We start from the raw sequence: 18,994 nt of genomic DNA on the forward strand, positions 1-18,994 counted from the left end.
GAGACAGCCTGGAAGCGGAGGCCGGGGCTGGGAGGTGGTCAGTCGGCGGCCGGGGCTGAGAGGTGGTCAGTCGGCGTCGGGGAAGCCGATGGAGAAGGCGGCGTCGAGGTCGTGCTTGGAGTAGGCGCGGAAGGCTATGTGGGTCTCGGTGTTGAGCACGCCGGGCACCTTGTTGATGCGGCCGGGGATCACCTCGGCGACCTGCTCGTACTCGGCCACGCGGACCATGGCCAGCAGGTCGTAGGCGCCGGTGATGGAGTAGACCTCGCTGACGCCGTCGATCTCGGCGATCGTCTCGGCGACCTCCGGGATGCGGTCGACCTCGGCGTTGATGTGAACGATAGCCGTGACCATGGAACTACTGTATCGAATCACCGCAGAGGCCGCCCTTCGCGGTGGCGGACGCGGTCGATCCCCTGATAGGCCAGGTCGATGCGGGCCTTGTGGCGGGCGGCGCCGTGGGCCGGCAGGCTCCACTCGCCGTCGACCTCGACCAGCCGCACCCCGGGTGACTCCAGCCATCGCAGGATGCACTCGGTCTCCTCGGCGCTGGCCGCGTGGACCGGTCCGGGGCCGGGGATGACGGCCTCGGCCGTGGCGGTGAGCGACTCGACGAACGGCGTGGGGTGGGCGCCGCGCGGCATCACGCCGGCCGCGGCGAGGCGGCCGTAGCGGATGACGTGGATGTCCCAGCCGCCGTCGAAGGCGGGGCTGGCCGCCACCAGGTGGGGGATGCGGGTGACGGCGGAGAGCCGCTGCATGCGGGCGGCGGTGCGGACGAACGCGGCCAGCCGGTCGCGGTCGACGGACGCCTCCTCGTAGCGCTGCTCGACCGACAGCCGCTCCATCCGGGCCGAGACGGCGGAGAAGACGGGGGAGGCGTCGAGCGTCATCGCCCGCCGCGCCGCCTCGGCGTGGGCCAGGTAGTCGGCCTGGCTCTGCTTGCCCTCGCAGGGGGCGCCGCAGCGGCCCATGTCGTGCAGGACGCAGGCCGAGCGGAGGGTGCGCAGGCTGATCGGCTGCGTGCACTGGCGCAGCGGCACCGCCTCGTGCAGCGCGGTGCGGGCGTCGTCGGCCAGACGCGTGCTGGAGAAGGGGCCGAGGTAGGCGGCGTCGTCGTCCTTGACCTCGCGCACGATCGACAGGCGCGGGAACGGCTCCTGGGTGAGCTTGAGCCAGAAGACCTTCTCGGGGAACCGGGACCTGCGGTTGTAGCGCGGCTTGGCGCCGCCGATCAGGCGCAGCTCGCGCACCTCCGCCTCCAGCGCCGTCGCGCACACGACGTGGCGGACCCGCTCGGCGATGCCGATCATCTCGCGGATGCGCGGCCTGGTCTCGCTGGCGGTGAAATAGGAGCGCACCCGGTTGCGCAGGTTGGTGCTCTTGCCGATGTAGAGGATCTCGCCGCGCTCGTCCTCGAAGAAGTAGACGCCGGGCGCGTGCGGCACCGACTCGGCGAGGTGGCGCTTGCTCTGCTGCTCGGGCGTGGGGGCGCGGACGAACGACTTGAGCTCCTCCAGCGTGTGGACCTGGAAGGAGCCGGCCCGCTCGATGAGCCCGTGGAGCACGTCGACGGTGGCCCTGGCGTCGTGGAGCGCGCGGTGGCACGGCTCCGTCGAGGCGCGGAAGAAGCGGGCCAGCGTGGACAGCTTGGCGTTGGGCGTCTCGTCACGGGTCAGCACGCGCCGGGCCAGGTCGACCGTGTCGACGACCGGGTTGGCCGGCGGGGGATAGCCGTGGGCGGCGCAGGCGGCCTTGAGGAAGCGGGTGTCGAAGCCCGCGTTGTGGGCGACGAGCGTGGCCCCTCTGATGAACTCCAGGAAGCTCGGCAGCACGGCCTCCACGCGCGGCGCCGCCATGACCATCGCGTCGGTGATGCCCGTCAGCACCGAGATGAACGGCGGGATCGGGCCGCCGGGATCGACCAGGGTGGAGAACTCGCCCAGCACCTCGCCAGCCCGGACCTTCACCGCGCCGATCTCGGTGATCTTGTGCTCGGCCGGTGAACCGCCGGTGGTCTCGAGGTCGAACACCACGAAAGTGACTTCGCTCAGCGGGGTGCCGAGCTCGTCGAGAGTGCCTTGAACGGGATCCACGAACCAAGACCATAGAGAGGGCCACCGACAGTTGCGGAGCCGAACGAATAACTATTCGGCCTGTTCCTTCGTTACGCTTCCCCTTGTGTCCCAGGAACGACTCGCCCGCCGTTACCTCCTGCTGCGGCCGCTCGGCAGCGGCGGCATGGGCCGGGTCTGGCTGGCCAGGGACGAGATGCTCGACCGCGAGGTGGCCGTCAAGGAGCTGACGCTGCCCGAAGGGCTGCCCCCGCAGGAGCGCGCCGAGCTGATCGCCAGGGCCGCGCGCGAGGCGCAGGCCACGGCCCAGCTCCGTCACCCCGGCATCGTGGCGCTGCACGACGTGGTCGTCGAGCACGACCGCCCCTGGCTGGTCATGGAGCTGCTGCGCGGCCGCACCCTGGGCGACGCGGTGCGCGAGCACGGCCCCATGCCGCAGGAGTACGCCGCCAGGATCGGCGCCGAGATGCTCGACGCGCTGTCCGCGGCCCACGCCCGCGGCCTCCAGCACCGCGACGTCAAGCCCGGCAACGTGTTCCTGACCGACAGCGGCAGGGTGGTGCTCACCGACTTCGGCATCGCCCGCCAGGAGGGCCAGGCGACGCTCACCGAGCAGGGCCTGATGATCGGCTCCCCGGGCTTCATCGCGCCCGAGCGGCTGGAGGGCGACCCGGGCGGCCCCGCCAGCGACGTGTGGTCGCTCGGCGCGACCCTGTTCACCGCGGTGACCGGCGCCCCCGCCTACGGCGGCACGGCGGCCGAGCGCATCCGGGCGACGCTCACCCGGCCGGTGCCGCACGCTCCCGGCCCGCTCGGCCCGGTGATCGCCGCCATGATGGCGCCCCATCCGGCCGCCCGCCCGCCCGCGCCGCAGCTGATCCAGGCGTTACGCCAGGTCGCGGCCGGTCAGCAGGCGCAGCTGCCCGCCCACCACGAGGCCACGACGCCCGTGCGGGTCAGGAAGCGCGGCAGGCCGCTGCTGTGGGTGGCCGTCGCCGCGGTCGCGGCCGTGGTGGTCGCCGCCGCCACGACCACCGTCCTGCTGGTGCGCGACCGGGCCTCGGGCGGTGTCCCCGAGGCGTTCACCGCGCCGATGGACGTGTGCTCGCTGCTCGGCGAGGAGGAGGTCGGCCTCTTCCTGCGCACCCAGCAGCCGCCCAAGGCGACGCCCGGCTCCGACGAGGTCGGCCCCCGCTGTCAGTGGCCGATCCAGGGCAGCGGGGTGGAGCTCCAGGTGCAGAAGGACTCCGACACCCGGGACCCGTGGGCGATGACCCCCGAGACGGCCCGCACCCTCTTCGCCAACCAGCGGCGCTGGTGGGACACCCACGACAAGCTCGACTGGACGTGGCCCGAGATCGGGACCAAGGCCAGCGTCCCGGTGACCCGCACTCCCGTGCGGACGATCGCCGGCGTCGGCGAGGAGGCGTTCGCGTTCGAGCTGAAGGGCGGCACCGGCCGCATCCACACCGCCATCGTCCACTACCGCCTGTCCAACCTGGTGGTCTTCGTCGGCTACACGGCGCTGTCCGAGCGGCTCGGCGACGAGGACATCAAACAGGCGGCGGTCAAGGCCGCGCAGGCGACCGAGCGGGCGTTGCGCCATGCCGGTTGACGCCTACCTGCTGGCCGGCCGCTACCGGCTCGTGGAGCGGCTCGGCGAGGGCGGCGCCGGCACGGTGTGGCGGGCCCGCGACGAGACGCTCAACCGCGAGGTCGCGGTCAAGCAGGTGCGGATCCCGCCCCGGCTGACCCCGGCGCAGCGGGCCGAGTTCGCCGACCGGGCGATCTACGAGGCGCGGGCCGCCGGGCGGCTGCGCGACCCGGCCATCGTCGTGATCCACGACGTGGTGCTGGAGGCCGACCAGCCCTGGATCATCATGGACCTGGTCACCGGCCGCTCACTCGACCAGGCGATCAAGGACTTCGGCCCGCTGCCGCCGCCGAGCGTGGCCCGCATCGGCCTGAGTGTGCTGTCCGCGCTGCAGGTCGCCCACTCGTACGGCATGGTCCACCAGGACGTCAAGCCGGCCAACATCCTCCTCGACGCCGACGGCTCGGCCATGCTCACCGACTTCGGGATCGCCGTCACCATGGGCGCCAAGGGCGACCGCTACGGCAGCGCCGGGTCGCCCGGCTACATGGCGCCGGAGCGGCTCAACGAGCAGCCGTCCGGCCCCGCCTCCGACCTGTGGTCCCTCGGCGCGAGCCTCTACACCGCCGTGGGGGGGCGGCCGCCCTTCGCACGGCCCAACCCGGCCGCGATGGCCGCCGCCGTGCTGCTGCACGACCCCCCGTTCCCTGCCAGGGCGGGTCGCGAGCTCGGCGGGCTGCTGATGGCGATGCTCGCCAAGGATCCTGCCGCGCGCCCCACCGCCGGGCAGGTCCGTCAGGCGCTGGAGCACGCCGTCTCGCCGGGCCGTGCCCCCGCGCCGCCCGCGGGCCGGCGCCGTGCCTGGTGGCTGGTGCCGGTGCTGCTCGCCGCCGTCGCGCTGCTCGGCACCGCGGGCTGGTACGGGTGGACGACGCTCAACCAGGGCGAGCCGGGCCGTTACGCGACCGCGCCCGACCCGTGCCGTCTGCTCACCGGGGCCCAGGCCGAGCAGGTGGTGGGAGGCGCCACGGGGGCGGAGAAGACCCGCGAGGGCGAGTGCCAGTGGCGGCTGCAGCAGGGCTCCCTGGTCACGCGCAGGGTGACCGTGCGCGTCTGGATCGAGCGGCCCGACGGCTCGCGCGGCGCCCCCGAGGTGGCGGCCCGCCGGTTCGACATGGAGCGCGCCAGCCGGCAGGCCGCCGAGGGCTCGGTGTTCCGCGAGCGGGTCGGCGAGGTGCGCGACGTGCCCGGTACGGGCGAGGCCGCGTTCGTGCAGTCCCGTTTCGAGCGCTACATCAACTCGCCCGACTCCGGCCGGGCCGACACCGCCGTGCTGCTGCGCGACAGCAACCTGATAGCCGAGGTGGTCTGGCACCGGACGGACGTCGGCATCGACGATCCCGCCGACGAGAAGACCGCCGTCGACGCCGCCGGGATGGTCTCGGGTGCGTTGCGAGGATGAGGTCGTTCAAGTGGCTTGCAACCGGGCTGACTAGCATGTCTCCCCGCAAGTCATGGCTAACCCCAGGAGTCACTGGTGCATCCCGGTAGCGAGAACCAGCCGCCGAACCCCTACCCGGCACCTGGCGGACCCTTCCAGCCACCGGCGGGTCCCCCGGGGCCGCACCCGCCGCCGCACCCGCCGCCGCACCCGCCGATGCAGGTGATGCGGCAGATGCCTCAGATGCCGCAGAGCCTGCCGGGCCCGCCGCCCGGGGCGCCGCGCCCGCCCAGGCGCCGCCCGTGGCTGCTGCCGCTGCTGGCCGCCGCCGCGGTCGTGCTGGTGGGCGGGGGCGCGAGCGGCTATCTGGTGTACGGGCAGCTCTCGCGGGCGGGCGACCCCGCGCCCACGCGGCAGCAGGCGGGCCCCACCGCCTCCCAGGCGTCGGCCGGCGCGGCGGCGGTGGGCGGCCCCGACGTCTGCGCGATGCTGCCCAAGGAGGAGGCCGACCGGCTGGTGCCCGGGGCGACCGTGGTCAAGGGCTCCCGGCAGCACCCGTCGGTCACCACGTTCACCTGTAACTGGGTGAACCAACGCATCTCGTACGGCGAGTTCTGGCGCAACCGCGAGGTGGACGTCAAGATCGGGCAGCACCTGGGCGACGGCGCGAAGACCGGCCGGGCCATGGCGCAGAGCTCCTACGAGTTCGACTACGGCGGCGCGAAGTACCGCGAGACGGCCAGGCCGACCCCGAGGAAGGGCGAGAAGGAGCGCATCTCCCCGGTCACGGACATCCCCGGCGTCGGCGACGGCGCCTACGCCCAGTACACCTGGCGCCGCTCCGGCCAGCTGCTGTGGTACTCGTTCGGCCAGGCCTACGCCCGCGTCCACGACATGACGATCGAGGTCAAGTACCAAGCGGGCCAGCAGCGCAAGGATGCCCAGATCCTCAGCAACCAGACCACCCAGTCGATCACCGAGGAGAACGCGATCCGCGAGGTGACCGGCCTGATCAAGCACTTCGCCAAGGGCGTCGCCGACTGGAAGGCCAAGCACCCGAACGTCGTCGCCCAGCCGTACCCGACCGTCACGAGCACGCCGCAGGCCGCCCCCACCCCGACGCCGACGGAGCTGAAGATCTTCCCCGCCGCCTGTGAGTCGATCACCCGGGCCGCCACCGCGCTGGTGCCGGAGCCGGAGACCCGGGCGCGCGGCACCGAGATGGGCAACGACACCCAGACCGAGTGCCGCTGGCTCAACCGGGACGCGCCGGGCGTGGCGGGCAAGACCCGCGTCCGCAGCGTCCTCATCACCGTGCACAGCTTCACCAACCGGGCGGGCGTGGCCGACAAGACCGCGGCCGGGTCCTACTACTCGACCCAGCGCGGCCAGGACAACAGCACCGAGAACTCGTCGTTCAGCGGCATCGTGTTCGGCGACGTCCGCGACGTCGAAGGGCTCGGCGAGGCCGCCTACGGCCGCTACGTCCAGACCCGGCGCGGCGACGTGCACGCCGGCAGCGGCAGCGTGACGGCGCGGCAGGGCTCGCTGGTCGTGGTGGTCGACTACGCGGGCGCCGACCGGCCCGAGGGCAAGCCCGCCGACGCGCCCGAGGCCGAGATGCTCCCGGAGAAGGAGGCCCGCGACGGCGCGCTCACGATGGCCAAGGCGTTCCTGGCCGCGCTGGCCCAGAAGCCGATCGGCAGCTAGGCGGGGGTGTCGCGCAGGCGTTCCACCCGTACGCCGCGCAGCAGCAGCTCGGAGACCAGCAGCGCGCACAGCAGCGTGGCCGCCAGCGCGGCGCCGGTGACGAGCGCCACGGGCGCCGCCGCGACCTCGTGCGGCAGCGGCGGCGTCACCACCGGCTCGGCGAACTGCGGGATGCGGCCCAGCGCCGCCTCGGCGGCGACCAGCCCGGCCACCAGCCCGGCCAGCGTGCCGGTCACGACCGTGATCGCCTGTTCGAGCAGCAGCGACAGCCGCAGCGCCGGCGCCTTCGCGCCGGCCGCCTCCAGCGCGGCCAGCTCGTAGCCACGCCGCCGCGCCGCCGTGTGCAGGGCCAGCACGGTCCTGCCGAGCGCGAGCACGGCCGCGGCCAGCGCCGACACCAGCAGCAGCATGAGCGCCAGCCCCGGCCCCTCGGCGGCGTATCCGGCCTCCAGATCCGCGGCGCGCACCGTGGACACCACCGTCAGCCCTTCCCTGGCCAGCGCCGCCTCCAGCGCCGCGGTGCCGGACTGGCGGGTCCACACCTGGAACTGGGCCTTCTCGTCCACCCCGTACGCGATCCTGTCGGCCTGTTCGAGATCCATCAGGACGCCGGCGCCGGTGATGCCCGGCGCGGCCGCGGCGGTGACCGCGGGCCGGACGCGGTAGGCGAAGGCGTTGTCCAGCCCCGGCACCGCCTTCGCGCCCACCTCGCCGACCACGATCCCGGCGGGCTCCTGCTCGTAGGTGGCCGGCCGCAGCACCTGCATGCCCGTGTCGGACACGCCGAAGCTGCCGTCCGTCCGGCTCGGATCCTGGTCCACCCGCCAGGCGGGCGCCGGCACCGGCTGCCAGGCGCCGTCCCGCAGCACCTCCATGCTCTCCACCCGCACCTCGACGAAGGCCCCGCCCTCCACGCTCCCCAGGGCGTTCAGGTCGGCGTGGATCCTGCGCAGCTCGCAGGGCACCTGGCGGCAGGGCAGGGGCAGGTTCCACTCGTACGCGCCGCCGGCGCCGCGGAGCTCGCCCATGGTGATCGAGACCGGGCCCACCCTGCCGGTGATCCGGAAGGCGGCCTTGACCTGCGCCGCCCAGTTCTCGGTCAGCTCACTGTGGGCCAGCCGCAGCCGGAACCGCTCGCCGCGCACCCACACCCGGGCGGCGTCGGGGCCGGGCAGCGCGGCCATCGCCCCGGCCAGGTCCTTGCCGCCCGCCAGCTCGGGATCCCAGTGCGCCACCCGCGCCAGCCGGTCAGGGTCGGAGACCACGAGCTGCGGCGTACCCGGCATCTTGATCACCGGCGCGGCGAGCGAGCCTCCGGGGTCGGCGGCCTCGACCGCGGCGGCCAGCTCGCCAGGCTCGACCGGCTGGACGGTGATGGCGGTGGGAGCGCCGTTGTGGAAGGCCGCCACCCGCGCGTAGTCGTCGCTCGTCGCCGTCCACGCCGCCACGGCGAAGGTGGCCAGCCCGAACGCGGTGCCCAGGACGATCACACTGCCCGCCGTCACGGGACCCCTGGCCACCTGGCGCAGCGCCAGGAAGGGCCCCAGCCCGCCGCGCCGCCGGGTGAGACCGAACAGCCACCCGCTCGCCACCGGCAGCACACGGCTGGCCAGCAGCGCGACGCCGAGCGCCATCAGCCCGGGCACGGCCATCGCGCCGGCGCTCTCCCCGGAGGCATCGGTGATCACACCGGCCGCCAGCAGTTCCGTCAGCCCCAGCGCCGTCACGGCCAGCACTACCGCGTCCAGCGCCCAGCCGCGGGCGCTCCTGCGCGGCGTGCGCCGCCACTCCTCGGTGACCGGCCGGGTGGCGACGCGCCAGGCCGACGCGGTCGCGGCCAGCACCCCGCCGAGCGTGGCCGCCAGCCCGGCCGCGACCGCCGCCGGCGGGAACGTGGTGGGGACGCCCGCGGGCAGCAGCGCGCCGATCATCAGGCTCGCCGCCGCGAACCCCGCCGCGAGGCCCAGCGGCACCGCCAGCAGGAGCAGCAGCAACGGCTCGGCGAGCGCGAACCGCCACACCCGCACCCTGCCGTGGCCGCGGAGCCTGGCCAGCGCGATCTCCGGCCCCCGGGCGCGCACCAGGTCGCCGACCGTCTGGAACAGCAGCAGCCAGCCCAGCCCGACGAGCTGCGCCGCCACCAGCAGCGCGGGCACGCCCAGCGTGCCGGCGTTGGCGTTCATCGTCCGCAGCGTGTCGGCCATCCGGGAGAACACGATGGCGTCGGTGGTCCGGCCCGTGGCCTCGGCCAGCGCCTGCATCTCCGCCAGCAACGGCAGGTCCGTGCCGGTCAGCCGGTCCGGATTGACGCGGATCAGGGCGTAGTCGGTCCAGGCCTGCTCCCCGAGGCCCGAGCCGACGTAGTAGGTGACGGAGCGGGTCTCGCGCGCCGTGAACAGCGCGTCCGCCTTGTTCTGGCTGGGCTGCCCCTGCGGGTCGAACAGTGTCCTGCCGAACCAGAACGGGTCCGCGGGGTCGCCCGGCCGGTAGACGCCGACGACCTCCAGCGGGGCCGTCTCCAGCGTGGCCGAGCCCGGACGCGCGGACCGGAGCGACCTCAGGCGCACGACGTCGCCGGTCTCCAGCCCGGACGCCTCGCTGGCCATCACCTCCCCGGCGGCGGCGGGGCAGCGCCCCCGGGCCGGCTCCAGGTGCTCGCACTGGCCGTCCTGCCACACCACCGTGTACGCGCGACGGTCGTCCTGGTCGGCGCTGCCGCTGGACACCTCCATGCCGAACACCGGCGGGTCGGTGAAGCCGGCGCCCGCCGTGAAGCCGGCCACCTTGGGCTCGATGGTGCCGCCGGACGTGGTGTAGCGCCAGCCGCGGCCCTCCACCGGCGCCTCGCGTATCGCGTCGCGGACGATCGTGGTCAGCGCGCCCGCCGAGTAGATCGGCGCCACGGCGGCCGAGGCGATCGGCACGACCGCGATCAGCAGCACCACCAGGGCGAGCGTGCGGCGTTCCCACAGGCCTCGCAGGATCACGGCTCCACCCTTCGCAGCACGACCCCGTCCTCCACCGCCTCGATCCTGGCCATGGAACCGGGGGGCAGCAGGTGGTGGTACTCGGGCGGCACCTGCACCGCGCCCTCCCTGCCGACCACCACGAAGTCCTCGCCGTGACGGCCCTCGGCGCCGACCCGGCCGTCCCTGATCGTCACCGTGCGGCCCAGCGCCTCGCTGACGCCCGGGTCGTGCGTCACCACCACCGCCGTGGTGCCCTCGGCCTCGGCGGACTCCTTGATCAGGTCGATCACCCGCTGCCCGGACCCGGCGTCGAGCTGGCTGGTGGGCTCGTCGGCCAGCAGCAGCCTGGGGGAGTTGGCCAGCGCCACGGCCAGCGCCAGCCGCTGCTGCTCGCCGCCCGACATCCGGCCCGCGGGCCGGTCGCCGACGTCTTCCAGCCCGACGCGGGCCAGCAGGTCACGGACCCGGCGCCGGTCGCGCCTCACCGCGCGCTGGGCGAACGCGACGTTCTGGGCGGCCGGGAGGTAGCCGATCAGGTTGCGCGACGGGTTCTGCAGGACCACGCCGATGCGCGACGCCCGCAACCGGTCGAGCCCGCGCTGGTCGAGCCGGCCCACGTCGGTCCCGTCGAGCCACAGCCGGCCGGCGCTGGGCCGCAGCAACCCGGCGAGCAGCCACAACAGCGTCGACTTGCCCGCGCCCGAGGGGCCCAGCAGCGCCACCGTCTCGCCGGGATCGATCACCAGGTCGACGTCGCGCAGCGCCACCACCTCGACGTCCTGCGCCCGGTAGATCTGCACGATCCCGTCGCAGCGCACCATGCTCATCGGTGGACCGCCGCGCGCAGCTCGACGACCCGGTCGCAGCGTTCGGCCACCTCCGGGTCGTGGGTGGCGATCACCAGCGTGGTGCCGTCCGTGCCGACGGCGAGCAACTCGTCCAGCACCACCTCGCGGTGGACCGCGTCCTGCTCGGCGGTCGGCTCGTCGGCCAGCAGCACCCTGGGGCGCAGCGCCAGCGCCCTGGCCACGGCCACCCGCTGCTGCTGCCCACCGGACAGCTCCTCCACCAGGTGATCGGCGAACCTGGCCACCCGCAGCCGCTCCAGGGCCGCCGCCGCCAGCCGCATCGCCTCACGCGGCGGCCGGCCCGCCGCGCGCAGCGCCACCTCCACGTTCTCCGCCGCCGTCAGCAGGCTCAGCAGACCGTACGACTGGAAGACGAGGGCCAGGCCGGCCCGCAGCTCCGGCTGCTCGTCGAGCGGCACGCCGCCCACCAGGACGCGCCCCTCGGCGGGCGGCGCCAGCCCGGCCAGCGTCGTGAGCAGCGTCGTCTTGCCTGAGCCGGACGGGCCCATGAGCGCGACCCGCTCGCCCTCGTCCAGTTCGAGTGTGAGGTCGTCGATGAGTTTCCTGCCCGCGACGACGCAGGAGAGCGCGCGACAGGAGATGGCAGGTGGGGGCACCACGCGCGGATCATCCTCCGGGGGGCGGCTTGACGTCAACCGTCAACGACCTCGCAAGTCCGCTGCAAGCATGCCGCATACCGTGGTGTCAGCAGGCGACACGTGAGCCGCGCGAGCAGAGCCGCCCAGCACAGGGGCCTGGGCGGGCAGGAGTGGGGGAGCCGCGCGGCTCACCGCCGTCTCCGTCCCACCCTTGAGCCGTGACCTACTTGTGATCTTGTGACCGTGGCCCCGGGCGCCGGATCAGGAACGGTTCCACCGCCGCCCCGAGCACCGGCCAGAACGGCCCCGCCCACCAGGTCCCCGGCGCAGGCCGCGAGGACCGCGCCCGGTGGCCAGTCCAGCCCCGCCAGCACGCGCGCCGGCACCGTCACCGCCGGCACCGCGACGGCCGGCGACTTGACAGCGGCCGCCCGCAGGTTGCCGCGAGGCAGCTCCTGCCACTCCTCCTCCGGCTCGGGCACGACGGTCTCGCCCATGTCACATCCCTCGGTGCGCGCGGGCCCGGGGGTCATGTGGCGTCTCCCGGGGTGGACTGGGTGACGGCTGTCAGGCGGGCGGCCAGCGAGGCGGCCACGGCCTCGTCGAGGCCCTCGATCCTGACGGCGCCCGCCGCCGAGGCCGTGGTCACCGCGACGTCCGCCAGCCCGAACAGCCGCTGCACCGGCCCCCGCGCGGTGTCGACCGTCTGGACGCGCGACATCGGCGCCACCCGCCAGGTGTGGGTCAGCCAGCCCCCTGCGCGTGTAGACCGCCTCGCCGGTGACCTCCCAGCGCTGGACCCGGTAGTACGCGTGCGGTGCCACCAGGGCCACCGCCAGGCATCCCACCGCGAAGGCCGTCGCCGCCACGCCCAGCCACAACGGCCGGTCGGTCAGGAACCAGAACGCCGCGAGCGCGTTCCCGCCGATCGGCAGCATGAACAGCAGCCACTGCACCGTCCACCAGGACACCGCCCGGGGATCCGCCTGTTTGCGGGGCGGGCGCAGCGCGGTCTCGCGCGCATCGACGACCACGTCCATGGCCGTCAAGGGTGGCCGCGCCCTCCGGACCCGCGCGTCGGCCCGAGGTCTCGCGCGCCATCGACTTTGGTCGCTGTTCGATCGCCATCGGTAGCGCCTAACCTCGTGAGACGTGACCCCGACGAGCGAGCCGCACCAGGAGTACCGATGGGTGCTCCCGTCCGTGCTGCTCGGCGACGGCGGCGGGGGCGGGCCGGTGCGGCGCTCCACCCGTGACTGGATCGTCGACATCGCCATGTTCCTGCTGGCCTGCGGGCTCACTCTGATGACCGCGCTGGAGATCGACGGGCCGACGCCGCTGGTGGCCGCGGAACAGGTGGTGGGCGTGATCTCCTGCCTGTCGGTGTGGCTGCGCCGCCGCTGGCCGGTCGGCCTCGCGCTCGTCACCACCGTGGCCTCGGGCTACTTCGAGATGGTCGGCGGGGCGTCCGTGGTGGCGCTGTTCACGGTGGCGGTGCACCGGCCGTTCAAGATCTCCGGCACGATCGCCGGGCTCGGGCTGCTCGTGATCGTGCCGTTCTACTTCCTCCGCCCGGACGTGGATCTCGGCGGGCCGACGTACGCGATCCTCGCCCTCGCGATCGTGCTGACCACCTTCGCCTGGGGCATCGTCGTCCGGGCCAGGCGCCAGCTCATCTGGTCGCTCAGGCAGCGGGCCGACGGAGCCGCCGAGGAGGCCAAGCGGCTGGAGCGGGAGCGGATCGCCAGGGAGATGCACGACGTGCTCGCGCACCGGCTGTCCATGCTCAGCCTGCACGCGGGCGCGCTGGAGTTCCGGCCCGGCGCGCCTCCCGACGAGGTCGCCAGGGCCGCCGGGGCCATCAGGGCCAGCGCCCACCTCGCGCTGCAGGACCTGCGTGAGGTGATCGGCGTGCTGCGTCACCACGACGCGGACGCGGAGGTTCCCGACCGGCCCCAGCCCACGCTCGCCGACCTGCCCGCGCTGGTGGCGGAGTGCGAGCAGGCGGGCATGGACGTGAGCCTGCGACTCAAGGCCGGCGAGGTGCCGGAGAAGCCGGGGCGCAACCTCTACCGCATCGTCCAGGAGGCGCTCACCAACGCGCGCAAACACGCGGCGGGCGCACCGGTCACCGTGACCGTGACCGGTGGGCCGGGTGAGGGGGTGTCGGCCGAGGTGCGCAACTGGCTGCCCGCGCGCCACGGCCCCCGCATCCCCGGCGTCCAGATCCCCGGCGCCGGGGCCGGGCTCATCGGCCTGACGGAGCGCGCCGCGCTGGCGGGCGGGCGGCTGGAGCACGGCCCGACCCCTGAGGGTGAGTACGTGGTCCGCGCCTGGCTACCCTGGCCGGCGCGGACATGACGGCGAGGGGCGGGGAGGCGCTGGTGAAGGGCTGGTGGCAGGACGGATGACGACGCCAGGGGCGCGGCCGGTCAGGGTGCTGATCGTCGACGACGACGCGCTCGTCCGGGCGGGGCTGTCGATGATCCTCGGCGGCGCCGGCGACATCGCGATCGTCGGTGAGGCGGGCGACGGCGCCGAGGTGCCGGCGATGGTCGCCCGGCATCGGCCGGACGTGGTGCTGATGGACATCCGGATGCCGAACGTCGACGGGCTGACCGCGACCGAGGCGCTGCGCGCCGCCCAGTCGCCGCCCGAGGTCCTCGTGCTGACCACGTTCCACGCCGACGCGCAGGTGCTGCGGGCGTTGCGCGCGGGCGCGGCCGGGTTCCTGCTCAAGGACATCCCGCCCGTCGAGCTGGTGGCCGCCATCAGGAAGGTGGCGGCGGGGGAGCCGATCCTGTCGCCCGCCGTGACCCGGCAGCTCATCGCCCACGTCTCCGACGGCGGCGCCGGTGGCCGCGCGGACCGGGCCAGGGCCCTGATCGGCCGGCTCAGCGAGCGCGAGCGGGAGGTGGCGCTGGCCGTGGGGCGGGGCAGGTCCAACGCGGAGATCGGGCGCGAGCTGTTCATGAGCGTCCCCACGGTCAAGGCGCACGTCTCGCGCATCCTGACGAAGCTCGAACTGAACAACAGGGTGCAGGTGGCCCTGCTGGTCTACGACGCCAGTCTCTGACGGGACGTCCTGGAGTTCCAGGTTTTGCCCGGCCTTTCCCTTGCCGGCCGGTCCCGTACGGGAGTGACTCCACGCAGGTACGGGCCACACACGCACCGTCGGAACCGCTCGCCTCGCACGGACGGCGCGAGAGGACGCGCCCGAGTTCGCGAGGTGACGCCTCGCAGGTCGGCGCTGGGGCAGGGGGTGGAAACGGCCGCGGGACCGAGCGCTTACCCGGAAAAGGATGCCCGTTACGGACAGGTACCCGGCAGCCGTACCCTTGTCTGAAAGAGCATGTCATGAAGGGACAGTGGGATGAGCTCAGCGGGTGAAGGCCTGTCTCGCCCGCTTCCCGAGCAGGTGCGACTCAACGTCGTCGACCTGGCCGCCCAGGTTCTCGGCTCGATGCCCGCCGCCGCCGTCCCGCCGCCGCTGCGCGGCATCGCCAAGTTCGATCCGCGCAAGCGTGCCCGCCTGGGCGGCGCGCCCATCGCCGCCCAGCTGGAGAACGACAAGGACTTCCGCGTGGCCGTCGCGGAGCACGTGACCGCCGGGTGGCCGGAGCTCGTCTCGTCGCTGGCCGAGGGCAACGTCCCGCCCGCCGCCGATCCCGTGCTCGTCGCCGCGGCCGCCTACCTCACCCGCCCGCCGGGGTGGGAGGAGATGATCGAGGCCGCCAGGACCGACCTGGAGAGGAACGCCGCCGCCGCCGAGGGCGCGGAGCGCGAGGAGGTCGTGTCCCGGCTGCGCGAGCAGCTCGCCGCGCAGAAGTCGGCGGCCAAGGAGGAGGTCGACCGGCTGCGCGAGCAGCTCAAGGCCGCCCGGGGGGAGAACTCCGACCTGCGCCGCAAGCTCCACGACGCCCGGGAGCGGGCGAAGGCGGCCGTGCAGCGGGCCGAGGCGATGGAACAGACCGCCCAGGACGCCAGGGCCGCGGCCACGGCCGCCGGCAGCGCCGGTGAGACCGAGCTGCGCCGGCTGCGCGAGCGCCTGGCCGACGTGGAGAAACAGCTCGAAGCCTCGCGCAGGGCCGCCCGCGAGGGGCGCAGCATCGAGGACGCCCGCATCAGGGTGCTGCTCGACGCGCTGCAGGACGCCTCCGCCGGCCTGCGCAGGGAGCTGGCGCTGCCCACCACCATCTCCAGGCCCGCCGACTCGGTGGCCGCCGTCGCCGGGGAGACGCCCGGCGTGCGGGGGGTGCCGGCCCGCGCACTGGCCGACGACGACCCGCAGCTGCTCGACCAGCTCCTCGCCCTGCCGCAGGTCCATCTGATCATAGACGGCTACAACGTGACCAAGACCGGTTACGGCACTCTCACGCTGGCCGACCAGCGCAACCGGCTGATGACCGGGCTCGGCGGCCTGGTCGCGCAGACCAGGGTCGAGGTGACCGTGGTGTTCGACGGCGCGGAGCTGAACGCGCCGGTGCAGGTCGTCGCGCCGCGCGGGGTGCGGGTGCTGTTCAGCGCGCCGGGGGAGATCGCCGACGACCTGATCCGCCAGCTCGTACGCGCCGAGCCGCCGGGCCGCGCCATGGCCGTGGTCTCCTCCGACCGGGAGGTGGCCGAATCCGTCCGGCGCATGGGAGCCAGACCCGTTTCGTCTGCTTTGCTGCTGCGCAGGCTCGGCCGCGCCTAGATTACAAATCAGTGTTTGGGTGAGACCTCACCTTCCACTTCTGTACTATTTCGCCCCAGATGTATTCCCCCTGGGAGGCGAGCTGTGAGGTTGGGCCGGGCGCCACTGGCCGCGGGTCTCGTGATCGGGCTGATCACTCTCCCCACGGGAGGAGTGGCCGCCGACCCGCAACCGACGATCAGTCAGGCCAAGGCCAAGCTCGAGAAGCTCAACGACAAGGCCGACAAGGTCGTCGATCGCTACAACACGGCGACGGAGAACTACAAGGCCGCCAAGAAGCGCTACGACAAGCTCAACGCCGGCTACAAGCGCAAGCTCGCCACCGTCGCCGAGCTGCGCCAGCAGGTCGTCACGATGGCCGTCGACGGCTACAAGATGGGCCGCGACCTGACCTCGATGCCGACCATGGTGACCGCCGAGAACCCGGGTGACCTGCTCTACCAGATGGCGCTGACGGAGCGGCTGACCGCCGACCGCGCCGGCAGGCTGGCCGCCTTCGACCGGGAGAACCGCGGGCTCAAGACCGAGCGTGACAAGGCCCAGGAGGCTCTGGGCGAGGCCGACGAGGAGCGCGACAAGGTCAAGAAGGAGCGCTCCGAGATCGAGAAGCTGATCGCCCAGCAGAAGAAGCTGCTCGACCGCCTCGGCGCCTACCGCGTCGGCGACCCGAACAGCACCGGCGTCAAGTACACCGGCCCCGCCTCGGGGAGCGCGGCGGCGGTGCTCAACTTCGCCTACGCGCAGATCGGCAAGCCCTACCAGTTCGGCGGCACCGGGCCCGGCGGCTGGGACTGCTCCGGCCTGACGCAGGCCTCGTGGCGCGCGGCCGGCGTCTCCCTGCCGCGGACGACGTGGCAGCAGTGGGCCTGGGGCGCGAGCCGGAGGGTGTCGCTGGACGCCCTGGAGCCCGGTGACCTCATCTTCAGCGAGGGGCTGGGCCACGTGAGCATCTATGCGGGAAACGGCAAGATCGTGCACGCGCCGCAGACCGGTGACGTGGTCAAGGTCGTCCCGCTCTCCGCGTACGGGCGCCGGCTCGTCGGCGCGGTACGCCCGTGAGCCGCTGAAACGTCTGTGACTGATGTGACAGAAGGGCTCTGACACATCGTCAGGGCGGCAAGTGTGAGTATGGTCACATCTGGGTAACGGGACTGGCTTGCCAGCAGGGATCCGCGGGTCTGACAGCGGGCTTGTCAGATCGTCATGTGCTTACCGTGCCTTTGCCAGCCCATGACTTCAGGCGTAGGTTCTGGCGTCGCGGCGGACACTCCATGCCCGCCGCCGGCCATCGCCGCCGCGCCGCCGGCGCCGCGACGTGGACGAACAAGAATCCGCCGGTCACCGCCGCATCTCCGGGAACCTTCACCCGGGTGGTGGCCTGCCGAATCCGTGCAGCCAGGAGGCACGGAGCCGGGGAACCATAGATCCCGTCATTTCAGGGCGGGATCAGGGGTGAATCGGCGCGGCGACGCGCCGTAGGGCGACTTCCAGGCCCGAATCCGTCAGCTAACCCGGTAGGCGTTCGTGGAAGACTCAAGGAGCAATCCTGTCTACCTCCCCTAAGAACCCCCGTCTGTCTCGCCTTGCCGTCAGTGGCGTGGCGCTCAGCATGACCGTGACGGCCGGAGGGCTGGCCCTCCACGTCCCGGCGGCGCAGGCGGACACGGTGATCGCCCCGGCCGGAGCTTCGGTGACGACGGTCGAGGCCGTCAAGACCACTGCTTCCAAGAAGGCGACTTCGAAGAAGGTCCTGTCCAAGAAGCAGGCGAAGGCGGCCCGCCAGAAGGTGAAGGCCCACAAGGCCGTCGCGGTGGCCAAGAAGCAGATCGGTGACCCGTACCGCTACGGGGCCACCGGGCCGCACGCCTTCGACTGCTCAGGTCTCGTCCAGTTCGCCTGGCGGAAGGCCGGGGTCAAGATCCCGCGCGTGACGAACAGCCAGTTCGCGGGCATCAGGAAGAAGGTCTCCTACAAGAACCTGAAGCCGGGTGACCTGATGTTCTTCCGCGGGCTCGGCCACGTGGGCATGTACATCGGCAAGGGCAAGATGGTGCACTCGCCGAGCTCGGGCAAGACGGTGCGCGTCGAGAAGCTGAACGGATGGCGCAAGTCGTCGTTCGCCGGCGCGGTACGCCCCGGTCTGTGACCGATCGCGAAGGCCCCGCCCCTGACTGGGGGCGGGGCCTTCGTGATGCGTGGGACGGGCGTCCCGCCGCTAGCATCGGACAGCATGTCCGGGATCGTAGGCCGTCGAGCGGTGGTGACGGGGCTGGTCCTCGCCGTGGCCGCGGCCGGCGGGGCGGCGCCGGAGTCGTGGTCCGCCGGGGTGCCCGACGAGCTGGCCGGGGTGCGGGAGCTGTGGCGGGGCGAGCTGGGCGTCGCGCGCGGCGAGCGGGCGCTGGTCGCCGGGCAGCGGGCCGATCCCGGGCTGCTGGCCGATCTGGCGCGGCGGGCCGACGCGGCGGGGCGACGGGTGTCGGGCGTGCTGGGCCGGCCCGTGCGCCCGCTGGTGCTGGTGCCCGCGTCAGGAGAGCAGGCCGCGCGGCTGGCCGGCGTCGCCGACGTGCGCGGGCTGGCGGCGGTGGCCGACGGGCGGCGGGTGATCGTGGTGCCCGAGGGTTTCGCGCGGCTCAACCCGACCGGCAGGGACGTGGTGCTCGCCCATGAGCTCACGCACGTCGCCGCTGGCACCGACGGGCTGCCCGGCTGGCTGTACGAGGGATTCGCCGACTACGTGGCCTATCGGGACGCGGGGCTGGCGGTCACCGTGGCGGCGGCCGAACTGGCGGCCGAGGTGCGGGCGGGGCGGCTGCCGGACGAGCTGCCCAGGGCCGGTGACTTCGGCTCCCGGGGGGACGCGCTGGCGCGGGCGTACCAGGAGGCGTGGCTGGCGTGTCGGTTCCTGGCCGAGAGCGCGGGCGAGGGGACTCTGGTGAGGCTCTACCGTGATGCCCAGAGTGTCGGCACCGACCGGGCACTCGCCGCGCGGGGGCTCACGCTCGGCGGCCTGACCCGGGGGTGGCGCGCGTACGTGCGGGACCAGCTGGGGTGAGAGGACGCGA

Annotated in this window: 16 protein-coding genes and 1 riboswitch; of the genes, 9 read left to right on the forward strand and 7 right to left on the reverse strand. The window is 73.5% G+C overall.

Features of this window, described 5'->3' with window-relative positions:
• Nucleotides 1-66 precede the first annotated feature (66 nt).
• Both ACZ6YG_RS04965 and ACZ6YG_RS04970 read right to left on the reverse strand, forming a co-directional pair.
• Nucleotides 67-354, reverse strand: a complete 288-nt coding sequence (locus ACZ6YG_RS04965) for an Lrp/AsnC family transcriptional regulator (protein WP_148032805.1) — start codon at nt 352-354, stop codon at nt 67-69.
• Nucleotides 355-371: 17 nt separating this feature from the next.
• Nucleotides 372-2,096, reverse strand: coding sequence for a DEDD exonuclease domain-containing protein (locus ACZ6YG_RS04970; protein WP_466017250.1), 1,725 nt, complete (start codon nt 2,094-2,096; stop codon nt 372-374).
• 85 nt (nt 2,097-2,181) lie between these two features.
• Here ACZ6YG_RS04970 and ACZ6YG_RS04975 point away from each other — a divergent pair, with 85 nt between their 5' ends.
• From ACZ6YG_RS04975 to ACZ6YG_RS04985, 3 genes are all read left to right on the forward strand, one after another.
• Complete coding sequence (locus ACZ6YG_RS04975) at nt 2,182-3,690, forward strand: serine/threonine-protein kinase (RefSeq protein ID WP_466017251.1); 1,509 nt, start codon at nt 2,182-2,184, stop codon at nt 3,688-3,690.
• Entirely contained in the window at nt 3,680-5,131 is a 1,452-nt protein-coding gene (locus ACZ6YG_RS04980) for a serine/threonine-protein kinase (protein ID WP_466017252.1), read from the forward strand. The genes ACZ6YG_RS04975 and ACZ6YG_RS04980 overlap by 11 nt, the downstream gene beginning before the upstream one ends.
• Before the next feature lie 213 nt (nt 5,132-5,344).
• Entirely contained in the window at nt 5,345-6,820 is a 1,476-nt protein-coding gene (locus ACZ6YG_RS04985) for a hypothetical protein (protein WP_466017253.1), read from the forward strand.
• Here ACZ6YG_RS04985 and ACZ6YG_RS04990 read toward each other — a convergent pair.
• The 5 genes from ACZ6YG_RS04990 to ACZ6YG_RS05010 form a co-directional block, all read right to left on the reverse strand.
• The gene (locus tag ACZ6YG_RS04990; RefSeq protein ID WP_466017254.1) at nt 6,817-9,807 is read right to left on the reverse strand and encodes an FtsX-like permease family protein; all 2,991 of its coding nucleotides are present in this window, start codon (nt 9,805-9,807) and stop codon (nt 6,817-6,819) included. The genes ACZ6YG_RS04985 and ACZ6YG_RS04990 overlap by 4 nt on opposite strands.
• The gene (locus ACZ6YG_RS04995) at nt 9,804-10,616 is read right to left on the reverse strand and encodes an ABC transporter ATP-binding protein (protein ID WP_466017255.1); all 813 of its coding nucleotides are present in this window, start codon (nt 10,614-10,616) and stop codon (nt 9,804-9,806) included. Before ACZ6YG_RS04995 ends, ACZ6YG_RS04990 begins: the two co-directional genes overlap by 4 nt.
• Complete coding sequence (locus tag ACZ6YG_RS05000; RefSeq protein WP_466017256.1) at nt 10,613-11,257, reverse strand: ATP-binding cassette domain-containing protein; 645 nt, start codon at nt 11,255-11,257, stop codon at nt 10,613-10,615. Before ACZ6YG_RS05000 ends, ACZ6YG_RS04995 begins: the two co-directional genes overlap by 4 nt.
• A gap of 167 nt (nt 11,258-11,424) precedes the next feature.
• Nucleotides 11,425-11,733: a hypothetical protein gene (locus ACZ6YG_RS05005; RefSeq protein ID WP_466017257.1), complete on the reverse strand. Its 309-nt coding sequence runs from the start codon at nt 11,731-11,733 to the stop codon at nt 11,425-11,427.
• A 32-nt stretch (nt 11,734-11,765) separates the two neighbouring features.
• A complete protein-coding gene (locus ACZ6YG_RS05010; RefSeq protein ID WP_466017258.1) occupies nt 11,766-11,957 on the reverse strand; it encodes a PH domain-containing protein in 192 nt (63 codons plus the stop codon).
• A gap of 431 nt (nt 11,958-12,388) precedes the next feature.
• Here ACZ6YG_RS05010 and ACZ6YG_RS05015 point away from each other — a divergent pair, with 431 nt between their 5' ends.
• From ACZ6YG_RS05015 to ACZ6YG_RS05040, 6 genes are all read left to right on the forward strand, one after another.
• A complete protein-coding gene (locus ACZ6YG_RS05015; protein WP_364226998.1) occupies nt 12,389-13,597 on the forward strand; it encodes a sensor histidine kinase in 1,209 nt (402 codons plus the stop codon).
• A 46-nt stretch (nt 13,598-13,643) separates the two neighbouring features.
• The gene (locus ACZ6YG_RS05020) at nt 13,644-14,312 is read left to right on the forward strand and encodes a response regulator (protein ID WP_466017259.1); all 669 of its coding nucleotides are present in this window, start codon (nt 13,644-13,646) and stop codon (nt 14,310-14,312) included.
• A gap of 297 nt (nt 14,313-14,609) precedes the next feature.
• Nucleotides 14,610-15,932 (forward strand): NYN domain-containing protein, encoded by a 1,323-nt coding sequence (locus ACZ6YG_RS05025; protein WP_148032793.1) that lies wholly within the window; start codon nt 14,610-14,612, stop codon nt 15,930-15,932.
• A gap of 84 nt (nt 15,933-16,016) precedes the next feature.
• Nucleotides 16,017-16,991, forward strand: coding sequence for a C40 family peptidase (locus tag ACZ6YG_RS05030; protein ID WP_466017260.1), 975 nt, complete (start codon nt 16,017-16,019; stop codon nt 16,989-16,991).
• A gap of 310 nt (nt 16,992-17,301) precedes the next feature.
• Nucleotides 17,302-17,468: riboswitch (cyclic di-AMP (ydaO/yuaA leader) on the forward strand.
• A gap of 61 nt (nt 17,469-17,529) precedes the next feature.
• Nucleotides 17,530-18,078 carry a C40 family peptidase gene (locus ACZ6YG_RS05035; RefSeq protein WP_261808682.1) on the forward strand — a complete coding sequence of 183 codons (549 nt, stop codon included), beginning with the start codon at nt 17,530-17,532 and terminating at the stop codon, nt 18,076-18,078.
• An 84-nt stretch (nt 18,079-18,162) separates the two neighbouring features.
• Nucleotides 18,163-18,984 (forward strand): hypothetical protein, encoded by an 822-nt coding sequence (locus ACZ6YG_RS05040; protein WP_466017261.1) that lies wholly within the window; start codon nt 18,163-18,165, stop codon nt 18,982-18,984.
• Nucleotides 18,985-18,994 lie beyond the last annotated feature (10 nt).

This window comes from Nonomuraea sp. NPDC054003, assembly GCF_055585125.1.

Bases quoted from the DNA above. Each gene is read 5' to 3' on its own strand.
- ACZ6YG_RS04985 (WP_466017253.1), top strand. From the start codon at position 5,345: ATGCCTCAGATGCCGCAGAGCCTGCCGGGCCCGCCGCCCGGGGCGCCG.
- ACZ6YG_RS05020 (WP_466017259.1), top strand. From the start codon at position 13,644: ATGACGACGCCAGGGGCGCGGCCGGTCAGGGTGCTGATCGTCGACGAC.
- ACZ6YG_RS05040 (WP_466017261.1), top strand. From the start codon at position 18,163: ATGTCCGGGATCGTAGGCCGTCGAGCGGTGGTGACGGGGCTGGTCCTC.
- ACZ6YG_RS04995 (WP_466017255.1), bottom strand. From the start codon at position 10,616: ATGAGCATGGTGCGCTGCGACGGGATCGTGCAGATCTACCGGGCGCAG.
- ACZ6YG_RS04965 (WP_148032805.1), bottom strand. From the start codon at position 354: ATGGTCACGGCTATCGTTCACATCAACGCCGAGGTCGACCGCATCCCG.
- ACZ6YG_RS05010 (WP_466017258.1), bottom strand. From the start codon at position 11,957: ATGTCGCGCGTCCAGACGGTCGACACCGCGCGGGGGCCGGTGCAGCGG.
- ACZ6YG_RS05025 (WP_148032793.1), top strand. From the start codon at position 14,610: ATGAGCTCAGCGGGTGAAGGCCTGTCTCGCCCGCTTCCCGAGCAGGTG.
- ACZ6YG_RS04980 (WP_466017252.1), top strand. From the start codon at position 3,680: ATGCCGGTTGACGCCTACCTGCTGGCCGGCCGCTACCGGCTCGTGGAG.
- ACZ6YG_RS05005 (WP_466017257.1), bottom strand. From the start codon at position 11,733: ATGGGCGAGACCGTCGTGCCCGAGCCGGAGGAGGAGTGGCAGGAGCTG.